Here is an 18343-nt window from a genome sequence, read left to right on the forward strand (position 1 = left end):
TCTCCCGCTTTAAGTGAGGTCATTGCTGACCTATGCGGTGAGGAGCATCTTTTTTTTCACGATGCCATTGCCCCGATCATCGATGCTGCCAGCATTGATATGAATACAGCTTTTTATGCCTCGCGCTACGGTAAGGGCGACGGTTATGATTATCTGAACTGTCCCATGAACAAAGAACAATATCAACAGTTTTATCAACAGCTGGTAACTGCTGAGGTTACTCCGCTCCATCATTTTGAGCAGGAAAAACATTTTGCCGGCTGTATGCCTATTGAAAGCATGGCCCGTTATGGCGAAGATGCGATCCGTTTTGGGCCAATGAAGCCAGTAGGGTTGGAGCTGCCTGGTGGCGGTGAAGCCTACGCTGTGGTGCAGTTGCGCAAGGAGAATAAGCAGGGCAGCGCATATAATATGGTGGGCTTCCAGACCAGACTCCGCCAGGGGGAGCAGCGCAGGGTCTTCCATATGATACCAGGGCTAGAACAGGCGGAATTCCTCCGGCTCCAGAACCAGTTTCGCCAGCTGGAGCATGCCCGCGAAAGCCAGCAGCAGGGCGCCGGAAAGCATCAGAAGGGTTCCCATGCCGCGCCTCCGTGAGGATTGAGAATGACGGCCGCTGCCGGGCCGGAACAGGCCGTGCGGACGCATGCCCAGCATACGCGAAAAAACCGGACGGGGCCAGAGGTCTTCGCCTTGCTTTTGGCGCGGTTTTCTTACAAGCTGCCGGGCAGAAAAGGAGCCATAATGAATCCGACATCCATCGCCGTGGTGGGCGGCGGCCTCGCGGGCTGTGAATGCGCGTTGCGTCTGGCCCGCGCGGGCCTTGACGTGACTCTCTTTGAACAGAAGCCCGGCTTCCGTTCCCCGGCCCATGTGAACGACTGCCTGGCCGAACTGGTCTGCTCCAACTCCCTGCGCTCGGACGAGGCCACGTCGGGCGTCGGCCTGCTCAAGGCGGAAATGCGCGCCCTGGACAGCGATTTCATGGCTGTGGCCGATGCCTGCCGGGTGCCCGCGGGCAAGGCCCTGGCCGTGGACCGCGAAGCCTTCGCGCAGGCCATGACCGCGCGCGTGGCCGCCGAGCCCCGCATCCGGCTGGTGGAGCGCCGCATCGACTCCCCGGACGATCCCGCCCTGGCCGAAAGCGGGGCGGGCACGGTGGTCATCGCCGCCGGGCCCCTGGCTTCGGAGGAGCTTTCCGCCTCCCTGGCCCGCACCCTGGGGACGGAACACTGCTATTTTTATGACGCCATAGCGCCCATCGTCTGGACACATTCCCTGGACATGAACGTGGTCTTCCGGGCCTCGCGTTATGACTGCGAGAACGGCGAACCGGCGGGGCAGGGGGACTATCTCAACTGTCCCATGAGCCGCGAGGAATACGAAATTTTTTATCAGGCCCTGCTGGAAGCCCGCAAGGTGGAGGCGCGCGCCTTTGAGCGCGAGACGCATTTCGAGGGCTGCATGCCGGTGGAGGCCCTGGCCGAGCGCGGCCCACGCACCCTGACCTTCGGCCCGCTCAAGCCCGTGGGCTTTGTGGACCCGCGCACGGGCCGCCGCCCCTGGGCCGTGCTGCAACTGCGCGCGGAAAACGCCAACAGCGAAACCTGTAATCTGGTGGGCTGCCAGACCAAACTGACCCAGCCCGAACAAGCCAGAGTGTTCCGGCTGGTGCCGGGCCTGGAACGGGCGGAGTTCGCCCGCTACGGCAGCATGCACCGCAATACCTACGTCAACGCGCCGGAAGCCCTCAATGCGGACCTTTCCCTCAAGACGTGTCCCCACGTCTTTCTGGCCGGGCAGATCACCGGCGTGGAAGGTTATGTGGAGTCCGCCGCCAGCGGGCTCTGGCTGGGGCTCGTGCTGGCGGCCCGGGCGCGCGGCGCGGAGTTGCCCACCCCCCCGGCGGAGAGCGCTCTGGGCGCGCTGCTGCGCCATCTGCAAACCCCGTCCAAGCGTTTTCAACCCTCCAACGCGCACTTCGGCCTCATGCCGGAACTGGGCGAAAAAGCGCGTAAAAAGGACCGCAAGGCCCTGTACGCGGCTCGCGCGCAGGCCGCCTTCGCGGCCTGGCTGGCCGGGATCGGTGAAGCGGGAGCCCTGTAGCGGAGGAGGCCGATTGGCCGCCGGAAAGGAGGCGACAATGTCATCAGCAATGGGCCTGGCCAAACTCGGATCGGCGTTGCGGCAAAACTGGCTGCTTGCTTTACTTGTGTTGGTGCAAAGTGTTCTCAATATAGAGAGTGGGCATGGACTTGGTTTAACCTTCGTTTTTGCGGCGCAACTGGGCAGTGTATGGCTGTTATATGGAAAGTCTTGTGCATATATAGCAAAAGTATACTTTTTTACATTTTCAGTCATTATCTTTGTGCTTGCTGTCACCAACTTGAAAATGGATTTTCTTTTTAGATATATGGCAATCGAGTCGGCTTTAGTTTTGCAAGCTGCGTTGTTGGGACTTATCAGTGCCGCTGCCAGCGTGCCTTTTGTTTTTTGGAAGAAAAAGCAGAGGGCTGGAATGTGGCAAATTCCGGCAGCCATATTTTTTACGTCAATAGCAGCATTTACAATGATAGCGCTGTTAGTCTTGGTTTATTCAATTGCCGTTGGAAAGCAGTTATGAATTTTACGTTGTAGTTCAAAGAGCAATGCACGTTTGAAATGAATAAATTGCTCCGGCGGCTGCGAAAGCGGGCGCGTGTCCGGACGGCCTTCGCGGCTTGGCTGGCCGGGATCGGTGAAGCGGGAGCCCTGTAACGAAAACGGGGCGGCCCGCTTTCCGGCGAGGAGGGGACAATGGCGGCAGTGGAATTACGGGGCGGGATCGGGACGGCGTTGCGCCGGAACTGGCTGCTTGCTTTACTTGTATTGCTGCAAAGTGTTCTCAATATAAAAACGCAACATGGACTGGGATTAGTCCTCATCCTGGCTGCGCAACTGGGTAGTGCGTGGCTGCTCTATGGGAAGCCCGGCGTCTATGTAGCAAAAATATACTGTTTTGCACTTTCCGTGCTTGCTCTGGTGCTTGTGCTTACCGAATTTAAAATGGATTTTATTTTTAACTCCATGAAAAGTGATTTGGCTTGGTTTTTTTATATTTCAATATTGGGACTTATTTGCGCAGCCGCCAGTATGCCTTTTGTGCTTTTGAAAAGAAAGCATGCTGCTGCATTATGGAGAGTTCCGACAACGATATTTTTTACAGTTATAGCATCATTTACGACTTTTGTTGCATTTTTTGTATATTATATGCTTTTTACAGGAAAGAATTTGTGATATTTGTACTGTTATTTAGTAAAAGATCCTGATCAGAAGACTCTGATCAGGATCTTTTACTATAACTTAAGGAAGTACCAGGGGATTATCCGGTGTCTCATATCTTTTGGCGCGATCCAGGACATGCTGAATATAGTCCTGGCAATTGTTGGAAAATATATGGTAACGAGAGGCAGCATCGCCCGGATGCGCCTTTTCCCATTCCGCATTCAGTTCGGCGCGGGCTCTGTCGATCAGCTCTTGGTTATATTTCGGCTCCATGACGTGATAGCTGTTCCGCAACTGTGAGCTGTCCTTTCGTACAAACCCGTCATCCATCAGGCCGAAGTTGCTTTTGCCGTCATTGCCCAGAAATTGCATATGTTCCAGATCCTGCCCCGCCCTGTGGATACTCCAGGTTTGAATTCCGCGCTGGATGGGCTCCACGTGTAGGTCCAGCGCCCGCGTGCCGATCCTGTAATACGGCACGGCCGCATTGGGTTCAGCCTTGTAGGGCCGCAGATCCGAATGATCCCCCCGGCTGTGCCGGGCCACCACATCGTGGATGGAGTCCGGATAAAGACGCTCCTCCAGGGGTGCGTCAGCCGCCACCGGCAGAGTTGCGGGAGCCGCTCGCCAGTCTTTGGGGTACATTTGCTCCGCCAGCGGTTCATGGGCTGCCGCCAGCGGCGGCCTTTGTCCTGCCACCGGTGTGCCGTGTCTGGCCCCAAAGGGATGATGGATGCCCAAATGCCCATTGCTCTTGCCTGTGTCGGCCATGCTTCCTCCCTGCTTGCGCGCGTCCCGAACGACTTTGCGCGCGGTTTTGGGGACAAGCATAGCCTGCGGGGAGGATTCTGTAAGAGTGAAAGGCTTCAGTATGATCAAAGTCGAGAACGGCGCGGCTTTTGGGCCGCCGGAGGGGTCAGCTTCCTCTATTTTTCAAAAAAAGAACTATGATTTCAAATAATTAAAAAATAATCGGGCTTGGTTTTTCCTGAGATCCGTATGGATTTCAAAGAAATAAGTTCGTATTCTGGCAAGAAGCGCAACAGAGAGGGGGACACATGGCGATGCCGGAGCTTGTGAACAGAGGATTGGGCTTTGTGCGGCGCGAGTGGCCGTTGTGTCTTTTTGCCGTGTTATCGTTACTCGTGATTGTGGATTACCCCGACCCGGCCATGAGGCGCGCGGCTCTGGCCGGTCTGTTGGGCGGGGTGTTCTGCCTGAAGCGATTCGGCCTGGATCATTGTTTCTGGATTTATCTGCTGGCGGGAGTGCTGGCGTTTCTTGCCCAAATTTCTCTGGCCGAGGCCAAAGAGCTGCGGGCTTCGTATGAGCTGTTGCGTCCTTGGGGAACGTTGTTGATTTGCCTTGTCTTTGCCTCATTGCGGGGAACGCTGATCTCCATTCCTCTTTCTCTGCTGTTTTGGAGGAAAGTTCCGGGATTTTCCAGGTATTGGAAAATACCTCTCTGTGTTTTTTTTATAATTCTAGCTCTTGAGCCTATTTTTTTGGGGGTGGCGATTATGATAATTCTCTCTTTTGTTTCCTGCCCGTAAGGCGCGGCGGCCAAGCCGCCGCGCCCGAGTCATGCCGCCGGGTTATGGCAGGACCAGCGGTTTTTCCCTGGTTTCATAGCTCTGCGCTCTTTTGATGATCTCAGCGAAATAGTGCTGGCAGTTGTAGCTCGGGAGAGAGTAGCGGCGGAGCGCCGTGCCGAAGGATGACTGATGGGCTTCGGCCTTTTTTGTCTGCCATTCGGCCTCCAGTTCGTCGCGGGCGCGGTCAATGTTCCTGGCGGTACTTGGGACTTTCCATCTGGTATCGTTTGAGCTGTTCCGGTTTTTCCACCAGTGGCCGCTCGGAGTCGGTCAGGCCGAAATTGCTGCCGTCGCTGCCCACGAAGTGCATATGCTCAATGTGTTGGTTAAGGTTACTAACTCTTTTTCCATATGCCCAATCGCCTCCCGCAATATTTAATGGCCGAACCCCCATGCGGTAGAAGGGCACTTTCGCATCAGGTTCCGGCGTGTAAGGCCGCAGGGTGGAATGATCCCCACGGCTGTGCCGGGCCACCACATCCGCGACGCTTTGCCGATAGATGCGTTCCTCCAGAGAAGCATCCGGCGGCAACGGCAGGGGATGCCTCCGAATATCCGGGGTGTTGTCATACATGCGTTCCGCCGGCGACTCATGGGACGCCGCCAATGACGGCCGTTGGCCCGGCACCGGCGTGCCGTGCCTGGCTCCGAAAGGATGGTGGATGCCCAGATGCGCGTTGCTCTTGCCTGTGTTTGCCATGTTTCCTCCCTGTCTGCGGCGCACGCCCGGAACGGGCCTTGCGCATATTGGGGGGACAAGCATAGCTTGTTGGGAACATTCCGTAAGACTGAAGGGTTTCAGTAAGGCCAAAACCGTGAACGACGCGGGTTTTTCGCCGCCGGAGAGGCCGACTTCCTCTGTTTTTCAAAAAAAGAAGTATGATTTCAGAATATTAAAAGATAATCAGGGTTGGTTTTTCCTGAGATCGGCAGATATCCCGGTGTGATATGCCGCAACCGCATTCCAACCCGCCGCCGGAACGGACGGCGATCCGGCGCGGCAAAAATTGCGGGAATCCGGCAAAAAAGAGTTGACGCTGAACGCGGCAACGGCTATACAGCCTCTTGCCTCTATGTAGGAGCGTAGCTCAGGTGGCTAGAGCACTTCCTTGACACGGAAGGGGTCAGCAGTTCAAGTCTGCTCGTTCCTACCAATTGCAATTCCGGGGATTTTCCCCTCAGCATAGAAAGCGCGCCGCGTGAAAGGCGGCCCGCGCTTGGGTGTCCGGCACAGTGGGGAGGTTTGCCTCCCCATTTGTTTTTGGGGCGTTGCGCGCCGGGCCCCGCGCAGAAGGAGCTTGTCATGAATGTCCGTGTGGAAGGGCAGATGGTGGACGTTCCCGCCGGGGCCGAGGTTGCGGCGGTGCTGCAAAAGGCCTTGAGCGGCAAGAAATTCAAGGCCGTGGTGGCCGCCCGCGCCGTTATCGACGGCCAAAGCGTGCTGCTGGATTTCTCCGCGCCGCTGCCCGAAGGTTGCGACGAACTCACGCCCGTTTATGCTGACTCGCCTGAAGGCCTGCAACTGATCCGCCATTCCACGGCCCATGTCATGGCCGCCGCGGTCAAGCGCCTGTTTCCCGCGGCCAGGGTGACCATCGGCCCGTCCATCGACAACGGCTTTTATTACGATTTCGACGTGGAGCGCCCTTTCTCCAGCGAGGATTTTCCGGCCATTGAGGCCGAGATGCAGAAAATCGCCGCGGCGCGCGAGCCTTTCAGCCGCGAAGTTCTTTCCAAGGCCGACGCCGTGGCGCGTTTCAAGGCCATGGGCGAAGCCTACAAGGTGGAGCTTATCGAGGGCATCGAGGCAGACACCGTCTCTCTCTATACCTGCGGCGACTTCACGGATCTCTGCCGTGGCCCGCATGTGCCGCATACGGGTTTTGCCAAGGCTTCCAAGCTGATGTCCGTGGCCGGTGCCTACTGGCGCGGGGATGAAAAAAATCCCATGCTGTCGCGTATTTATGGTACAGCCTTTGCCGACGAGAAGGCCCTGGCCGCCTATCTCAAGCAGTTGGAGGAAGCCAGGCGCCGCGACCACCGCAAGCTGGGCCGCGAGCTGAGCCTGTTCGCCTTCCAGGAGGACGTGGCTCCGGGCATGGTGTTCTGGCTGCCCAAGGGCATGCTGGTGCGCGCCATTCTGGAAGATTTCTGGCGCAAGGAGCACCTCAAGCGCGGCTACGACATGGTGCAGGGGCCGCAGCTGTTGCGCGTGGAGACCTGGCAGCGTTCCGGCCACTACGATCACTACCGTGAAAACATGTATTTCACTCAGATCGAGGACGACGCCTACGGCATTAAGCCCATGAACTGCATCGCGCACATGCTCATCTACAAGAACGAGCTGCGCAGCTACCGCGATCTGCCCCAGCGTTATTTCGAACTGGGCGTGGTGCACCGTCACGAAAAGAGCGGCGTGCTGCACGGCCTGCTGCGAGTGCGCCAGTTCACCCAGGACGACGCGCACATCCTTTGCGCGCCCGAGCAGTTGGAAGGCGAAATTCTGGAAGTCATCCACCTGATCCGCGACCTGATGCACCTCTTCGGTTTCCAGTACAAGGTGGCCGTGTCCACCCGGCCCGAGAGCAGCATCGGCACGGACGAGGCCTGGGAACTGGCGACCAACGCCCTGATCCAGGCCGTGGAAAAAGCCGGGCTGCCCTATGAAATCAATGCCGGCGACGGCGCGTTCTACGGTCCCAAGATCGACGTGCGCCTGCTGGACTGTATCGGCCGCGAATGGCAGTGTTCCACCATTCAGGTGGACTTCACCCTGCCCGAGCGTTTCGACCTGACCTATGTGGGCCAGGACGGCGAGCGCCACCGCCCGGTCATGGTTCACCGGGCCATCATGGGCTCGCTGGAGCGTTTCATCGGCGTGCTTATCGAGCAGTATGCCGGAGCCCTGCCCACCTGGCTCGCGCCGGAGCAGGCCCGTCTGCTCACGGTCACCGAAGCCGGGGACGCCACGGTGGAACGCATGTGCGGAGAACTGCGGGCCTTGGGCATCCGGGTGACGGCGGACACGCGCAATGAAAAACTCGGCTTTAAGGTGCGCGAGGCCCAGGTGGCCAAAGTGCCCTACATTCTGGTTGTGGGAGAAAAGGAAGTGCAGGCCGACGGCGTGAACGTCCGCCTGCGCAGCGGCGAAAATCTGGGGCTCAAATCCATTGCGGACGTGGCCGCCCTGATCCGGGCGGACGCGGAAGAGCCTTTCAAACAAGGAGGGATGCGCTATAGCTTCGCCTAATATGAGACCGCGGCGTGAAATGCCGCAGGACGGCGTGCGCCGTAACGAACTGATCCGCGCGCGCGAGGTGCGCGTTATCGGCGCGGACGGTGAACAACTGGGAATTTTGCAGCGCAACGAGGCCATTGCCCTGGCTAAAGAAGGGGGCATGGATCTGGTGGAAGTGGCTTCCACCTCGGAGCCGCCCGTCTGCCGGATCATGGATTACGGCAAGTTCAAGTACGAGCAGCAGAAGAAGAAAGCGGAAGCCAAAAAACGCCAGACCGTGGTGCAGATCAAGGAAATCAAGGTCCGGCCCAAGACCGACGACCATGACTACGAAACCAAGCTGCGCCATATCCGCCGTTTTCTGGAAGACGGCGACCGTTGCAAGATCACGGTATTTTTCCGCGGCCGCGAAATCGTCCACAAGGACCGCGGCCTGAACATACTGGAACGCGTTGTGCAGGATCTGGCGGACGTGGCCAAGGTGGACCAGGAGCCCCGCGCCGAAGGCCGTACCCTGCAGATGCTGCTGGTGCCCAAGAAATAATCTTCTTGCGGCCGGATGTTTTTTAAGGCACTATGCCTTCCCCGGCGGTCTGGACACGGGCCTCCGGGCATATCCGTTTTTTGTTCTGTAAGGAGTACGCCATGCCCAAGATCAAAACCCGGCGCGCCGCGGCCAAGCGTTTTCAGCTTACCGGCAGCGGCAAGTATAAGCGCCGTCGTCAGAATCTGCGCCACATCCTGACCAAGAAGGCTCCCGGCCGCAAGATGCGTCTGGGCCAGGCCACCTTGGTGGACAGCACCAATGAAAAGGCTGTCCGCCGCATGCTGCCCAACGGCTAGCAAGCGCGGCCTTTTGCCCGCTGACGGCGTCATCCTTCGCTTTTTATTCCGGTCACGGACCAGAAGCGTCCGCTCCTGTCATAAAAAGCTCGGATTTCTTGTCAGCGACCAAAAATCCGCGCTTGCGCGTTGCTGAGCGCGGCGGGTTTTCTTTTCGATCCTTCGGGATCGGCGGCGCGCGCGGAGCCGCGAGTTCGCTTCAATCCGCGTCCCCCGGCAACGGGGGCGGAGTAAATTTTACCCACCCGGCGGGCTTTCCTCCGCCTGGCCGGTGTGAAGGAGGGGATATCCCATGCGTGTGAAGAGAGGTCTTGCCAGTCATCGTCGCCACAAAAAATATCTGAGCGCCGCCAAAGGTTTTCGCGGGGGCCGCAGCCGCCTGTATCGCACCGCCCGCGAGGCGGTGGAGCGTTCGCTCCAGTATGCCTTTATCGGCCGCAAGAACCGCAAGCGCGATTTCCGCACGCTCTGGATTCTGCGCATCAACGCCGGTGCGCGTCTGAGCGGGCTTTCCTACAGCCGTTTCATGCACGGCCTGAAGCTGGCCGGCATTGAGCTGAACCGCAAGGTGCTCGCGGATCTGGCCGTCTATCAGAAGGACGATTTCGCCAAGGTGGTCGAGCTGGCCAAGGCTGCCCTGAAGTAAGCGGCATCTGGTCTGTTTCTCCAAATGCCTTTCCAAATTTTACGGGCGGCGCGGCCAAAAGCCCGCCGCCCGTGTTTATGAAAGCCTCAGCGCCGCGCAGGCGGCATCGGGAATCTGCATGGACCTGATTACAGCATTGGAAGGCCTGGTACCGGAACTCGAGCGAGGGCTGGACCAGGCTTCTTCATTGGAAGACCTGGAAGGCTTGCGGGTGGATTTTCTGGGCCGCAAGGGGCGTCTCGCCCAGATCATGAGCCGTTTGCCCAAGCTCGAGCCCGCTGAGCGTCCGGCCGTGGGGCAGGCCGCCAACAGCGTCAAGGAACGCTGCAACGCCCTGTTCGAGGCGCGCAAAAGCGCTTTGGAAGCCGGGCGCGAAGCCGAAGCCCTGGCGCGTTTCGATCCCTCCCTGCCGGGCCGCGCGCCCTGGCGCGGCTCTCTGCATCCTACCACGCTGGTCATGGAGGAGATCTGCGGCATTTTCAAGGGGCTCGGCTTTGATGTGGCCTCTGGCCCGGAAGTGGAAATCGACCACTATAATTTCGAGTCCCTGAACATGCCCGCCGAGCACCCGGCCCGGGACATGCAGGACACCCTCTACATCACCGAAAAGGTGCTCATGCGTACCCACACCTCGCCGGTGCAGGTGCGCACCATGCTTTCCCGCAAGCCGCCCGTGGCCGTGGTGGCCCCCGGCAAGGTCTACCGCCGGGACTCGGACCTGACCCACACTCCCATGTTTCACCAGATCGAGGGCTTGATGGTGGGGCACGGCATCAGCATGGCCCATCTGCGCGGCACCCTCACCGCCTTTGTGCGGGCTGTGTTCGGCGGAGAGACAAAGGTACGCTTCCGCCCGAGCTTTTTCCCTTTCACCGAACCGTCGGCCGAGGTGGATATTTCCTGCTGCATGTGCGGCGGCAAGGGCCATGTGGACGGCGAACCCTGCCGCGTCTGCAAGACCACCGGCTGGGTGGAAATTCTGGGCTGCGGCATGGTGGACCCGGCGGTGTATGCCGCCGTGGGTTATCCCGAGGATGTGAGCGGCTTTGCCTTCGGCCTGGGCGTGGAGCGCGTGGCCATGCTCAAATACGGCATCGGGGATCTGCGCATGTTCTTCGAGAATGATGTGCGTTTCCTGGGGCAGTTCGCCTGAGGATACGGCCATGAGGCGCGTCCTGACCCTGCTTGCCTTGAGCGCTGCCCTTTGCGCGGGCGCGATGCTGCCGGACGGCTTTGCCCCGGCTCCGCGTTCGGCCTGGGCGGCCTCGGCCTTGAGCCCCCGCCACTCCGGCCTGGAACCGCCGGGCGGCCCCAAGCCCCTGGAAGGCCTGCCCGCCGCCGGTGCGCAGTCAGGCACCACCCAGGGCGGCATGGGCTATACCGATGCCTACGGCAATACCGTCGATGACCGTCCGCCCGAGGAAAAAGCGCCCCGGCAGCGCCCTCGTCCCGGCGCCTATGGTTCATACGGCTCCGGCGCGGATTCCCGGCCCCTGCCGGACCCGACCCCCAGGCGGGAAACCCCGGCCTGGTCATTCAAATAAGCCTAATCAAGCCCACAGGAACGAGATATGCTGCTTTCCCTTTCATGGCTGCGTGAATTTACGCCCTACGAGGGCACTGCCGAAGCGCTGGGCGACCGGCTGACCATGCTTGGCCTGGAGCTGGAGGACATCCAGCGGCCCTATGACGCCATCAGCGCCATCGTGGTGGGCTATGTGGCGGAATGCGCCCGGCATCCTGATTCCGACCATCTGCACTGCTGCAAGGTGGACGCCGGCCAGGGCGAACTGCTGGACATCGTCTGCGGCGCGCCCAACGTGGCCGCCGGTCAGAAGGTGCCCGTGGCCCTGGTGGGCTCGAGCCTGCCAGACGGCACGGTGATCAAGAAGGCCAAACTGCGCGGCGCGCCGTCTTTCGGCATGATCTGCTCCGAACGGGAACTGGGCCTCACCGAGGACCACAGCGGCATCATGGTGCTGCCGGAAAACGCTCCGGTGGGCGCGCGGCTTGTGGACGTGCTGGACCTGGACCGGGAGGTGCTGGACATCTCCATCACGCCCAACCGCGCGGACTGCCTTTCCGTGCTGGGCCTGGCGCGGGAGGCGGCCCTGGCCTTCAACCTGCCCCTGACCATCCCGGACCTGACCCCGCATCCGGACGCCGACGGCCCGGAAGCCGTGGTGCCCATTGAAATCACGGACCCTGAGCTCTGCTGGCTGTACTCCGGCCGGGTCATTTCCGAGATCAAGGTGGCTCCCTCGCCCATGCGCGTGCGGCACCGCCTGCGTGCCGTGGGCGTGCGGCCCATTTCCAATATCGTGGACGTGACCAACTACATTCTGTTCGAATGCGGCCAGCCTCTGCATTCCTTTGATCTGGACAAACTCCGGGGCGGCCGCATCGTGGTCGAACCCGCCCGCGAGGGCGAGAAATTCATCACCCTGGACGGCCAGGAGCGCGTCCTGACCGGCCGCGATCTCTGCATCCGAGACGCGGAACGGCCCGTGGGCCTGGCCGGGGTCATGGGCGGACTGAACACGGAAATTACGGATCAAAGCCGCAACGTTTTTCTGGAAAGCGCGGTCTTCCGGCCCGGCACCATCCGCAAGACTTCGAGGCGGCTGGGACTTTCTTCCGAGGCCTCCTACCGTTTCGAACGCGGCATCGACCAGCAACGCACGGTCTGGGCGCTGGATCGGGCTTGCGCCATGATGGCGGCCTTCGGCGGCGGCGTGGTGCGGCGCGGCCTTTCCATTGTGGAACCCCGGCCCTTTGTTCCGGCGCGCATCGCCTTTCGTCCGGCCAGGGCCGACGCCCTGCTGGGCGTGCGGCTGAGCCCGGAATTCGACGAAAAAGTGCTCGTCGGCATGGGCTGCGCTGTGGAAAAGAGCGGCGACGCCTGGCGGGTGGAGCAGCCTTCCTGGCGGCCCGACCTCACTCGCGAGGCGGACCTCATTGAGGAAGTGGGCCGCGTGCACGGGCTGGACACCATCCCGCCGGTGCTGCCGCCCGTGCATCTGGATCTGGCGCGCGCCGCCGAGCCGGAATCCCGCTATGCCTTCTGGCTGCGGCTCAAGCACTGGGGCGCGGGTTTGGGCCTCAACGAGGCGGTCAACTACAGTTTTGTGGGCCACAAGGATCTGGACCAGCTGGGCCTGCCCGGCGCAGGCCGCATTTCCATCATGAATCCCCTTTCGGCGGAGCAGGACGCCCTGCGCACGGCCCTGGCCCCGGGCCTGCTTCAGGATCTGCGCAACAATCTGGCCCAGGGCGCGCAGGGCCTGCGGCTTTTTGAACTGGCCCATATTTTTGAGGCCGACCCCGCTTCGGAAACCACGGCCCGCGAAACCGGCATGCTGGGCATTCTGCTCTACGGCGCGCGCCATGACGCCTCCTGGCCGCATGTTGAGGCGGATATGGACTACGCCGATCTCAAGGGCGTGGTGGAGCACCTCCTGCACTTCCTGCATCTGCCCGCGCCGGTCTGCCGCCAGGCCCAAGAGCATCCCTTCCTCCTGCCCTGTGTGGACGTGCTGGCGGAGGGGCGGCGCGTGGGCGTCATGGGCCGGATCAAACCCGCTCTGGCCGAGGATTTCCACGCCCGCAAGCCCGTCTGGCTGGCGGAACTCAACCTGGAGTTGCTGCGCGAGCTGTATGACAAGGCCGTGGTCCGCTTCACGCCTCTGCCGGTCTATCCGCCGGTGCGCCGCGACATTACGGTCATGGCCGGGCCGGAACTCAAGGTCGGCCAGGTGCTTGACCATCTGGCCGGGCTCAAGCTGCCCCTGCTGGAAGAAGCCGTATTGGTGGACTGCTTTGAACCCCAGGGGGGCGCGAACGAGGAACCGGTCCGCAACCTGACCTTCCGCCTGACCTTCCGCCACGCCGGGCGGACGCTCAAGGACGCGGAAGTGGACAAGGAGCGGGAAAAGGTGGCAGACTCGTTGGTACGGACCTTGGGCGTGCGGATCTGACGCCCGTGGGCTGACGTCAAAGTATGTACACATTTTCAATGCAAAATGTTCTAAGGAAGCGCTGAGTGATGAAGATTTTTGTTCTCCGCCAAGGACGGGGAACTTCGGGTGGAGGGAGTATATGCAAACCCGACCTTCGCACGGAGTGAGCCGGACGCGGGCAGAGGGCAAAAAGACCATGACTCAGTGCTTCACTAACGTTTTCGCGGCATCGGGGGGAGCTCATGTCGGAAAAAACCTACCGCATCGGCGAGGCGGCGGAGCTGCTCAATCTCAAGACCCACGTTCTGCGTTTCTGGGAAACGGAGTTCCCCCAGCTGGACCCCCTGCGCACGGACAAGGGGCAGCGTTTGTATACGGAAACGCATCTGGCCCTGCTGCGGCGCATCCAGCAATTGCTGCACGAGCAGGGCATGACCATTGAAGGCGCGCGCCGTGTGCTGGAGGGCAGCGCGGTTCTGGACGAAACCCTGCCCGAGCGGGTGGCCGCCGTGCCGGACCCGGCCTTCATGCAGATGCTCAAGCGGGAGCTGACGGCGGTGCGCCGCCTGCTGGCCGGGCGGCTCTGAACTTCCCGCCGCGTTGGCGTTCAGTCCATACGAGGATGTCCGCATGATTCTTTCCCCATCCCTGCTTTCCGCTGATTTTTCCTGTCTGGCCGAGGAACTGGCCGCGTTGGAAGCCGCCGGTGTAACCTGGTTGCATCTGGATGTGATGGACGGGGCCTTTGTGCCCAACATCACTTTCGGTCCCCCGCTGATCAAGGCCCTGCGGCCTCACAGCGGGCTTTTTTTTGACGTGCACCTGATGGTTGAGGAACCGGCCCGTTATCTGCGCGACTTCAAGGAAGCCGGAGCCGACCTGTTGGTCATCCATGCCGAGGCCGACCGCCATGCCCAGCGCACCCTGACCGAAATCCGCAAGCTGGGCCTCAAGGCAGGGCTGGCCCTGAACCCCGGCACGGATCTTTCCGCAGCCCGCTGGCTCGCGCCGGACCTGGATCTCTTGCTGCTGATGAGCGTCAATCCCGGTTTTTCCGGCCAGGCCTTCATTCCGCAGACGTATGAAAAAATCCGCGCGGCCCGCGCCCTGCTGGCCGAAGCCGGAGCCGCGGGCGCGCTGGTCCAGGTGGACGGAGGCGCCTGCCCGGAAAACGCGGCTGCCTTGCTGGATGCCGGGGCCGATGTGCTGGTTTCCGGCTCCGCCTTTTTCGGCCATAAACCTTATGACGCGCGCCTGGCGGCCTTTATGAAAGCCGCCGAGGGCCGCGCTGTGCGTCCCGGCCTGCGCGCCGCCCGCGCCTGGCGGCACGCAGCGTCCAATGCCAACCCGTAACGCCAAGGAAAGAGAGTCATGCCTACCCGCAGACAGTGCGCTAACGCCATACGCGCCCTTGCCATCGACGCCATTGAAAAATCCCGCTCCGGCCACCCCGGCGCGCCCCTCGGCATGGCCGACATGGCCGAAGCCCTCTGGCGGCACGGCTTCAAGCACAATCCCGCCAATCCCGGCTGGCTGGACCGCGACCGTTTCGTGCTTTCCAACGGGCACGCCTCCATGCTCCAGTACGCGGTGCTCCATCTCACCGGCTATGATTTTCCCATTGAGGAAATCAAGAATTTCCGCCAGTGGGGCTCCCAGACGCCGGGGCATCCCGAGCGCGGCCTGCCGCCCGGCGTGGAAATGACCACCGGTCCGTTGGGCCAGGGCATTTCCTCGGCCGTGGGCATGGCTCTGGCCGAACGCATGCTGGCCGCCCAGTTCAATACCCCGGAACAAACGGTGGTGGACCACCGCACCTATGCCTTCTGCGGCGACGGCTGCCTGATGGAAGGCGTCTCGCACGAGGCCTGCTCCCTGGCCGGGACCTGGGGCCTGGGCAAACTCATTGTGCTTTATGACTCCAACGGCATTTCCATTGACGGCAAGATCGACGCATGGTTCAGCGAAGATGTGGGCGCGCGCTTCCGTGCCTACCGCTGGCAGGTTATCGGCCCCATTGACGGGCACGACAGCGAGGCCCTGGACAAAGCCCTGGCCGAGGCCCGCGCGGACCTTTCCCGTCCCAGCCTGATCATCTGCCATACCCATATCGGCTTCGGCTCGCCCAAGGCCGATTCCGCCGCCAGCCACGGTTCGCCGCTGGGCGAAAGCGCCTCGGACGCCACGCGCCGGGCCTTGGACTGGCACGAGCCGCCCTTTGAGATTCCCCAGGATATTTATGCGGCTTGGGACGCGCGCGCCGCCGGGCAGGCCGCCGAAGCAGCCTGGAATGAAACCTTCGCCGCCTACAGGCAGGCCCATCCGGAACTGGCCGCCGAATTTCTGCGGCGCATGGCCGGGGATCTGCCCGCCGACTGGGCGGCCCTTGCCGCGGGCATGCTCAAGGAAGCCGTGGACAAGGGCGAAAATGTGGCTACCCGCGTGGCCTCCCAGAAGGCCCTGGAACATCTGGTGGGCAATCTGCCCGAACTGGTCGGCGGCGCGGCGGACCTGTCCGGTTCCGTGGGCACCCTGACCACCAAGTCAGAGCACCTCAAGCCCGGCGCGTACACCGGCAACTACATTTCCTACGGCGTGCGCGAGTTCGGCATGAGCACGGTCATGAACGGCCTGGCCCTGCACGGCGGCTTCATCCCGTATGCGGGCACCTTCATGGCCTTTTCGGATCAGGCCAAAAACGCCGTGCGCCTGGCGGCCATCATAGGACTGCGGGTAGTCTGGGCCTTTACCCACGACTCCATCGGCGTGGGCGAGGACGGCCCCACCCACCAGCCTGTGGAACAGGTGTCCACTCTGCGCCTGACGCCCAATCTGAATCTCTGGCGGCCCTGCGATACGGTGGAAACCGCCGTGGCCTGGCAATCCGCCCTGGAGAGCCGCGACACGCCCACCTGCCTCTCGCTTTCGCGCCAGAAGCTGCCTTTCTTTGAGCGCGACTCGGCCCGGATCGCGGCCATCGCCCGTGGGGGCTACGTGTTGCGCGACTGCCAGGGCACGCCGGAAATCATTTTGCTGGCCACGGGCTCGGAAGTGGCCCTGGCCGTGGAGGCGGCGGAGCAGCTCAATGCGGGCGGCCGCCGCGCGCGCGTGGTTTCCATGCCCTGCGCCGAGATTTTCGACGCTCAGGACGCGGCCTGGAAGGAAAGCGTGCTGCCCTCCGCAGTGCGCTGCCGTCTGGCTGTGGAAGCCGCCTCGCCGGACTACTGGCATAAGTATGTGGGCCTGGACGGCGCGGTGCTGGGCATACACAGCTTCGGCGCTTCCGCGCCGGGCTCGGTCATGTTCGAGCGCTTCGGCTTTACTACGGCCAATGTGCTGGAAAAGGCGCGCGATCTGCTGAAATAATGCAGGGCTGTCCTCTGCAACGGACGAAAGGCCGGTGCGGGGGCAGGCCTGATAACGCCAACCAAAGGGAGGCGCATTATGCCCGTTAAAAAACTTGCGGATCTGGATTGCGGCGGCAAGACCGTGGTCATCCGGGAAGATCTCAATGTGCCCATGAAGGAAGGGCGGATCACCAACGACAAGCGCATCCGCGCGGCCCTGCCCACCATCGGGATGGCCCTGGACAAAGGCGCGGGCGTGATCGTGCTCTCGCATCTGGGCCGCCCCACGGAAGGCCAGTACGAGGAACAGTTCTCACTCAAGCCCGTGGCCGCGCGCCTGGGTGAACTGCTGGGCCGGGACGTGCCTCTGGTCAGGGATCCGGCCGAGGCCAAAGCGACGCCGGGCCAGTGCGTGCTGCTGGAAAACGTGCGTTTTCTCAAGGGCGAGAAAAAGAACGATCCTGCTCTGGCCGCGCAGTTGGCGGGCCTGGGCGACATTTATGTGATGGACGCTTTCGGCGCGGCGCACCGGGCCCATGCCTCCACCGAAGGCGCGGTGCGTCAGGCCAAGGTCGCCTGCGCCGGGCCGCTGATGGTGGCGGAACTGGCGGCCTTCGCCAAGGTGCTGGACAATCCGGCGCGGCCTCTGGCGGCGGTCATCGGCGGTTCCAAGGTCTCCACCAAGCTGGGCCTGCTGGATAATCTGCTGGCCAAGGTGGACAGTCTGGTCGTGGGCGGGGGCATTGCCAATACCTTCCTGGCCGCCGCGGGTTACGGCGTGGGCACGTCCCTGTGCGAGCCGGATCTGATCCCGGAAGCCAAAAAGATCATGGAAACGGCCAGGGTTGCGGGCAAGGATCTGCCTCTGCCCGTGGACGTGGTCACGGCCAGGGAACTGGCCCCCGGACAAAAGGCCACAGTGCACGCGGTGGGCGACGTGCCCGCGGATGAAATGATTCTGGACATCGGCCCCAAGACCGTGGCCCTCTATGAAGCGCTGCTGGCCAAGGCGGCCACCGTGGTCTGGAACGGACCGGTGGGCGCGTTTGAAACCGAGCCTTTCGGCGCTGGCACCAAGGCTCTGGCCGAAGCCCTGGCCGCTTCCAAGGCTTTTGTCGTGGTGGGCGGCGGCGACTCCGTGGCCGCGGTGGAAGGCTATGGCCTGGCCGACAAAATGGGCTATATTTCCACGGGCGGCGGCGCTTCCCTGGAACTGCTGGAAGGCAAGGTCCTGCCCTCGGTGGCGGCTCTGGAAGACAGGGGTTAGGGCGGCTTAACGTTCAAAATGAACCGCTCTGGCGGACACTCTTGTGTCCGCCAGAGCGGTTGTACATTTTCAATGTGAAAATGCTCTAGGTGTTTAGTCCCTTTGAGTAATGGTATATGTTATAGCCAACTCGGGAGGGAAGATTTATGGGCCATATGCTCCATGCTCGCGCCAGAACGACTCC

General features: G+C 61.6%; 18 protein-coding genes and 1 tRNA gene. 17 read left to right on the forward strand and 2 right to left on the reverse strand.

Annotated features, from left to right (window positions below; genetic code table 11):
- The 4 genes from KH208_RS12250 to KH208_RS12265 form a co-directional block, all read left to right on the forward strand.
- A partial coding sequence (locus tag KH208_RS12250; RefSeq protein ID WP_291436664.1) for an FAD-dependent oxidoreductase occupies positions 1 to 597 on the forward strand: 597 nt, incomplete at its 5' end.
- A gap of 147 nt (positions 598 to 744) precedes the next feature.
- A complete protein-coding gene (gene trmFO, locus KH208_RS12255; RefSeq protein ID WP_291436666.1) occupies positions 745 to 2106 on the forward strand; it encodes a methylenetetrahydrofolate--tRNA-(uracil(54)-C(5))-methyltransferase (FADH(2)-oxidizing) TrmFO in 1362 nt (453 codons plus the stop codon).
- A 37-nt stretch (positions 2107 to 2143) separates the two neighbouring features.
- Positions 2144 to 2623 (forward strand): hypothetical protein, encoded by a 480-nt coding sequence (locus KH208_RS12260; protein WP_062253260.1) that lies wholly within the window; start codon positions 2144 to 2146, stop codon positions 2621 to 2623.
- Between the two features lie 173 nt (positions 2624 to 2796).
- Positions 2797 to 3276: a hypothetical protein gene (locus KH208_RS12265; RefSeq protein ID WP_291436669.1), complete on the forward strand. Its 480-nt coding sequence runs from the start codon at positions 2797 to 2799 to the stop codon at positions 3274 to 3276.
- Between the two features lie 66 nt (positions 3277 to 3342).
- On the opposite strand, the gene KH208_RS12270 is transcribed toward KH208_RS12265, so the two are convergent.
- A complete protein-coding gene (locus KH208_RS12270) occupies positions 3343 to 4035 on the reverse strand; it encodes a hypothetical protein (protein ID WP_291436671.1) in 693 nt (230 codons plus the stop codon).
- Positions 4036 to 4322: 287 nt separating this feature from the next.
- On the opposite strand from KH208_RS12270, the gene KH208_RS12275 reads away from it, so the two are divergent.
- Positions 4323 to 4817: a hypothetical protein gene (locus KH208_RS12275; protein WP_291436672.1), complete on the forward strand. Its 495-nt coding sequence runs from the start codon at positions 4323 to 4325 to the stop codon at positions 4815 to 4817.
- A 226-nt stretch (positions 4818 to 5043) separates the two neighbouring features.
- Here KH208_RS12275 and KH208_RS12280 read toward each other — a convergent pair whose 3' ends face one another.
- Positions 5044 to 5559 (reverse strand): hypothetical protein, encoded by a 516-nt coding sequence (locus KH208_RS12280; RefSeq protein WP_291436674.1) that lies wholly within the window; start codon positions 5557 to 5559, stop codon positions 5044 to 5046.
- A 377-nt stretch (positions 5560 to 5936) separates the two neighbouring features.
- Here KH208_RS12280 and KH208_RS12285 point away from each other — a divergent pair.
- The 12 genes from KH208_RS12285 to KH208_RS12340 all read left to right on the forward strand — a co-directional run bounded on the left by KH208_RS12285 (position 5937) and on the right by KH208_RS12340 (position 18159).
- A tRNA-Val gene (locus KH208_RS12285) sits at positions 5937 to 6013 on the forward strand.
- A gap of 149 nt (positions 6014 to 6162) precedes the next feature.
- Positions 6163 to 8109 (forward strand): threonine--tRNA ligase, encoded by a 1947-nt coding sequence (gene thrS / locus KH208_RS12290; RefSeq protein ID WP_291436676.1) that lies wholly within the window; start codon positions 6163 to 6165, stop codon positions 8107 to 8109.
- 1 nt (position 8110) lies between these two features.
- A complete protein-coding gene (gene infC / locus KH208_RS12295) occupies positions 8111 to 8641 on the forward strand; it encodes a translation initiation factor IF-3 (RefSeq protein WP_008681873.1) in 531 nt (176 codons plus the stop codon).
- A 101-nt stretch (positions 8642 to 8742) separates the two neighbouring features.
- Entirely contained in the window at positions 8743 to 8940 is a 198-nt protein-coding gene (gene rpmI / locus KH208_RS12300) for a 50S ribosomal protein L35 (RefSeq protein ID WP_008681871.1), read from the forward strand.
- A 292-nt stretch (positions 8941 to 9232) separates the two neighbouring features.
- Positions 9233 to 9586 (forward strand): 50S ribosomal protein L20, encoded by a 354-nt coding sequence (rplT, locus tag KH208_RS12305; RefSeq protein WP_062253248.1) that lies wholly within the window; start codon positions 9233 to 9235, stop codon positions 9584 to 9586.
- 118 nt (positions 9587 to 9704) lie between these two features.
- Positions 9705 to 10739 carry a phenylalanine--tRNA ligase subunit alpha gene (gene pheS / locus KH208_RS12310; RefSeq protein WP_009302889.1) on the forward strand — a complete coding sequence of 345 codons (1035 nt, stop codon included), beginning with the start codon at positions 9705 to 9707 and terminating at the stop codon, positions 10737 to 10739.
- Between the two features lie 10 nt (positions 10740 to 10749).
- Positions 10750 to 11130 (forward strand): translation initiation factor IF-2, encoded by a 381-nt coding sequence (locus KH208_RS12315; RefSeq protein ID WP_291436683.1) that lies wholly within the window; start codon positions 10750 to 10752, stop codon positions 11128 to 11130.
- A 27-nt stretch (positions 11131 to 11157) separates the two neighbouring features.
- On the forward strand, positions 11158 to 13563 hold the full coding sequence (pheT, locus tag KH208_RS12320) for a phenylalanine--tRNA ligase subunit beta (RefSeq protein ID WP_291436685.1): 2406 nt from the start codon (positions 11158 to 11160) through the stop codon (positions 13561 to 13563).
- Positions 13564 to 13787: 224 nt separating this feature from the next.
- Positions 13788 to 14132, forward strand: a complete 345-nt coding sequence (locus KH208_RS12325; RefSeq protein ID WP_291436687.1) for a MerR family transcriptional regulator — start codon at positions 13788 to 13790, stop codon at positions 14130 to 14132.
- 43 nt (positions 14133 to 14175) lie between these two features.
- Positions 14176 to 14898: a ribulose-phosphate 3-epimerase gene (rpe, locus tag KH208_RS12330; RefSeq protein ID WP_291436689.1), complete on the forward strand. Its 723-nt coding sequence runs from the start codon at positions 14176 to 14178 to the stop codon at positions 14896 to 14898.
- 18 nt (positions 14899 to 14916) lie between these two features.
- Positions 14917 to 16911, forward strand: coding sequence for a transketolase (gene tkt / locus KH208_RS12335; protein WP_291436691.1), 1995 nt, complete (start codon positions 14917 to 14919; stop codon positions 16909 to 16911).
- Positions 16912 to 16989: 78 nt separating this feature from the next.
- Positions 16990 to 18159 carry a phosphoglycerate kinase gene (locus tag KH208_RS12340; RefSeq protein WP_291436692.1) on the forward strand — a complete coding sequence of 390 codons (1170 nt, stop codon included), beginning with the start codon at positions 16990 to 16992 and terminating at the stop codon, positions 18157 to 18159.
- Positions 18160 to 18343: the final 184 nt, after the last annotated feature.

The organism is Desulfovibrio sp. (assembly GCF_018379785.1).
Classification (GTDB): Bacteria; Desulfobacterota; Desulfovibrionia; order Desulfovibrionales; family Desulfovibrionaceae; genus Desulfovibrio.

What these genes read in the sequence shown, in the direction of transcription:
- trmFO (WP_291436666.1), top strand. Translation starts at nt 745, where the DNA reads ATGAATCCGACATCCATCGCCGTGGTGGGCGGCGGCCTCGCGGGCTGT.
- KH208_RS12260 (WP_062253260.1), top strand. Translation starts at nt 2,144, where the DNA reads ATGTCATCAGCAATGGGCCTGGCCAAACTCGGATCGGCGTTGCGGCAA.
- KH208_RS12265 (WP_291436669.1), top strand. Translation starts at nt 2,797, where the DNA reads ATGGCGGCAGTGGAATTACGGGGCGGGATCGGGACGGCGTTGCGCCGG.
- KH208_RS12270 (WP_291436671.1), bottom strand. Translation starts at nt 4,035, where the DNA reads ATGGCCGACACAGGCAAGAGCAATGGGCATTTGGGCATCCATCATCCC.
- KH208_RS12275 (WP_291436672.1), top strand. Translation starts at nt 4,323, where the DNA reads ATGGCGATGCCGGAGCTTGTGAACAGAGGATTGGGCTTTGTGCGGCGC.
- KH208_RS12280 (WP_291436674.1), bottom strand. Translation starts at nt 5,559, where the DNA reads ATGGCAAACACAGGCAAGAGCAACGCGCATCTGGGCATCCACCATCCT.
- thrS (WP_291436676.1), top strand. Translation starts at nt 6,163, where the DNA reads ATGAATGTCCGTGTGGAAGGGCAGATGGTGGACGTTCCCGCCGGGGCC.
- infC (WP_008681873.1), top strand. Translation starts at nt 8,111, where the DNA reads ATGAGACCGCGGCGTGAAATGCCGCAGGACGGCGTGCGCCGTAACGAA.
- rpmI (WP_008681871.1), top strand. Translation starts at nt 8,743, where the DNA reads ATGCCCAAGATCAAAACCCGGCGCGCCGCGGCCAAGCGTTTTCAGCTT.
- rplT (WP_062253248.1), top strand. Translation starts at nt 9,233, where the DNA reads ATGCGTGTGAAGAGAGGTCTTGCCAGTCATCGTCGCCACAAAAAATAT.
- pheS (WP_009302889.1), top strand. Translation starts at nt 9,705, where the DNA reads ATGGACCTGATTACAGCATTGGAAGGCCTGGTACCGGAACTCGAGCGA.
- KH208_RS12315 (WP_291436683.1), top strand. Translation starts at nt 10,750, where the DNA reads ATGAGGCGCGTCCTGACCCTGCTTGCCTTGAGCGCTGCCCTTTGCGCG.
- pheT (WP_291436685.1), top strand. Translation starts at nt 11,158, where the DNA reads ATGCTGCTTTCCCTTTCATGGCTGCGTGAATTTACGCCCTACGAGGGC.
- KH208_RS12325 (WP_291436687.1), top strand. Translation starts at nt 13,788, where the DNA reads ATGTCGGAAAAAACCTACCGCATCGGCGAGGCGGCGGAGCTGCTCAAT.
- rpe (WP_291436689.1), top strand. Translation starts at nt 14,176, where the DNA reads ATGATTCTTTCCCCATCCCTGCTTTCCGCTGATTTTTCCTGTCTGGCC.
- tkt (WP_291436691.1), top strand. Translation starts at nt 14,917, where the DNA reads ATGCCTACCCGCAGACAGTGCGCTAACGCCATACGCGCCCTTGCCATC.
- KH208_RS12340 (WP_291436692.1), top strand. Translation starts at nt 16,990, where the DNA reads ATGCCCGTTAAAAAACTTGCGGATCTGGATTGCGGCGGCAAGACCGTG.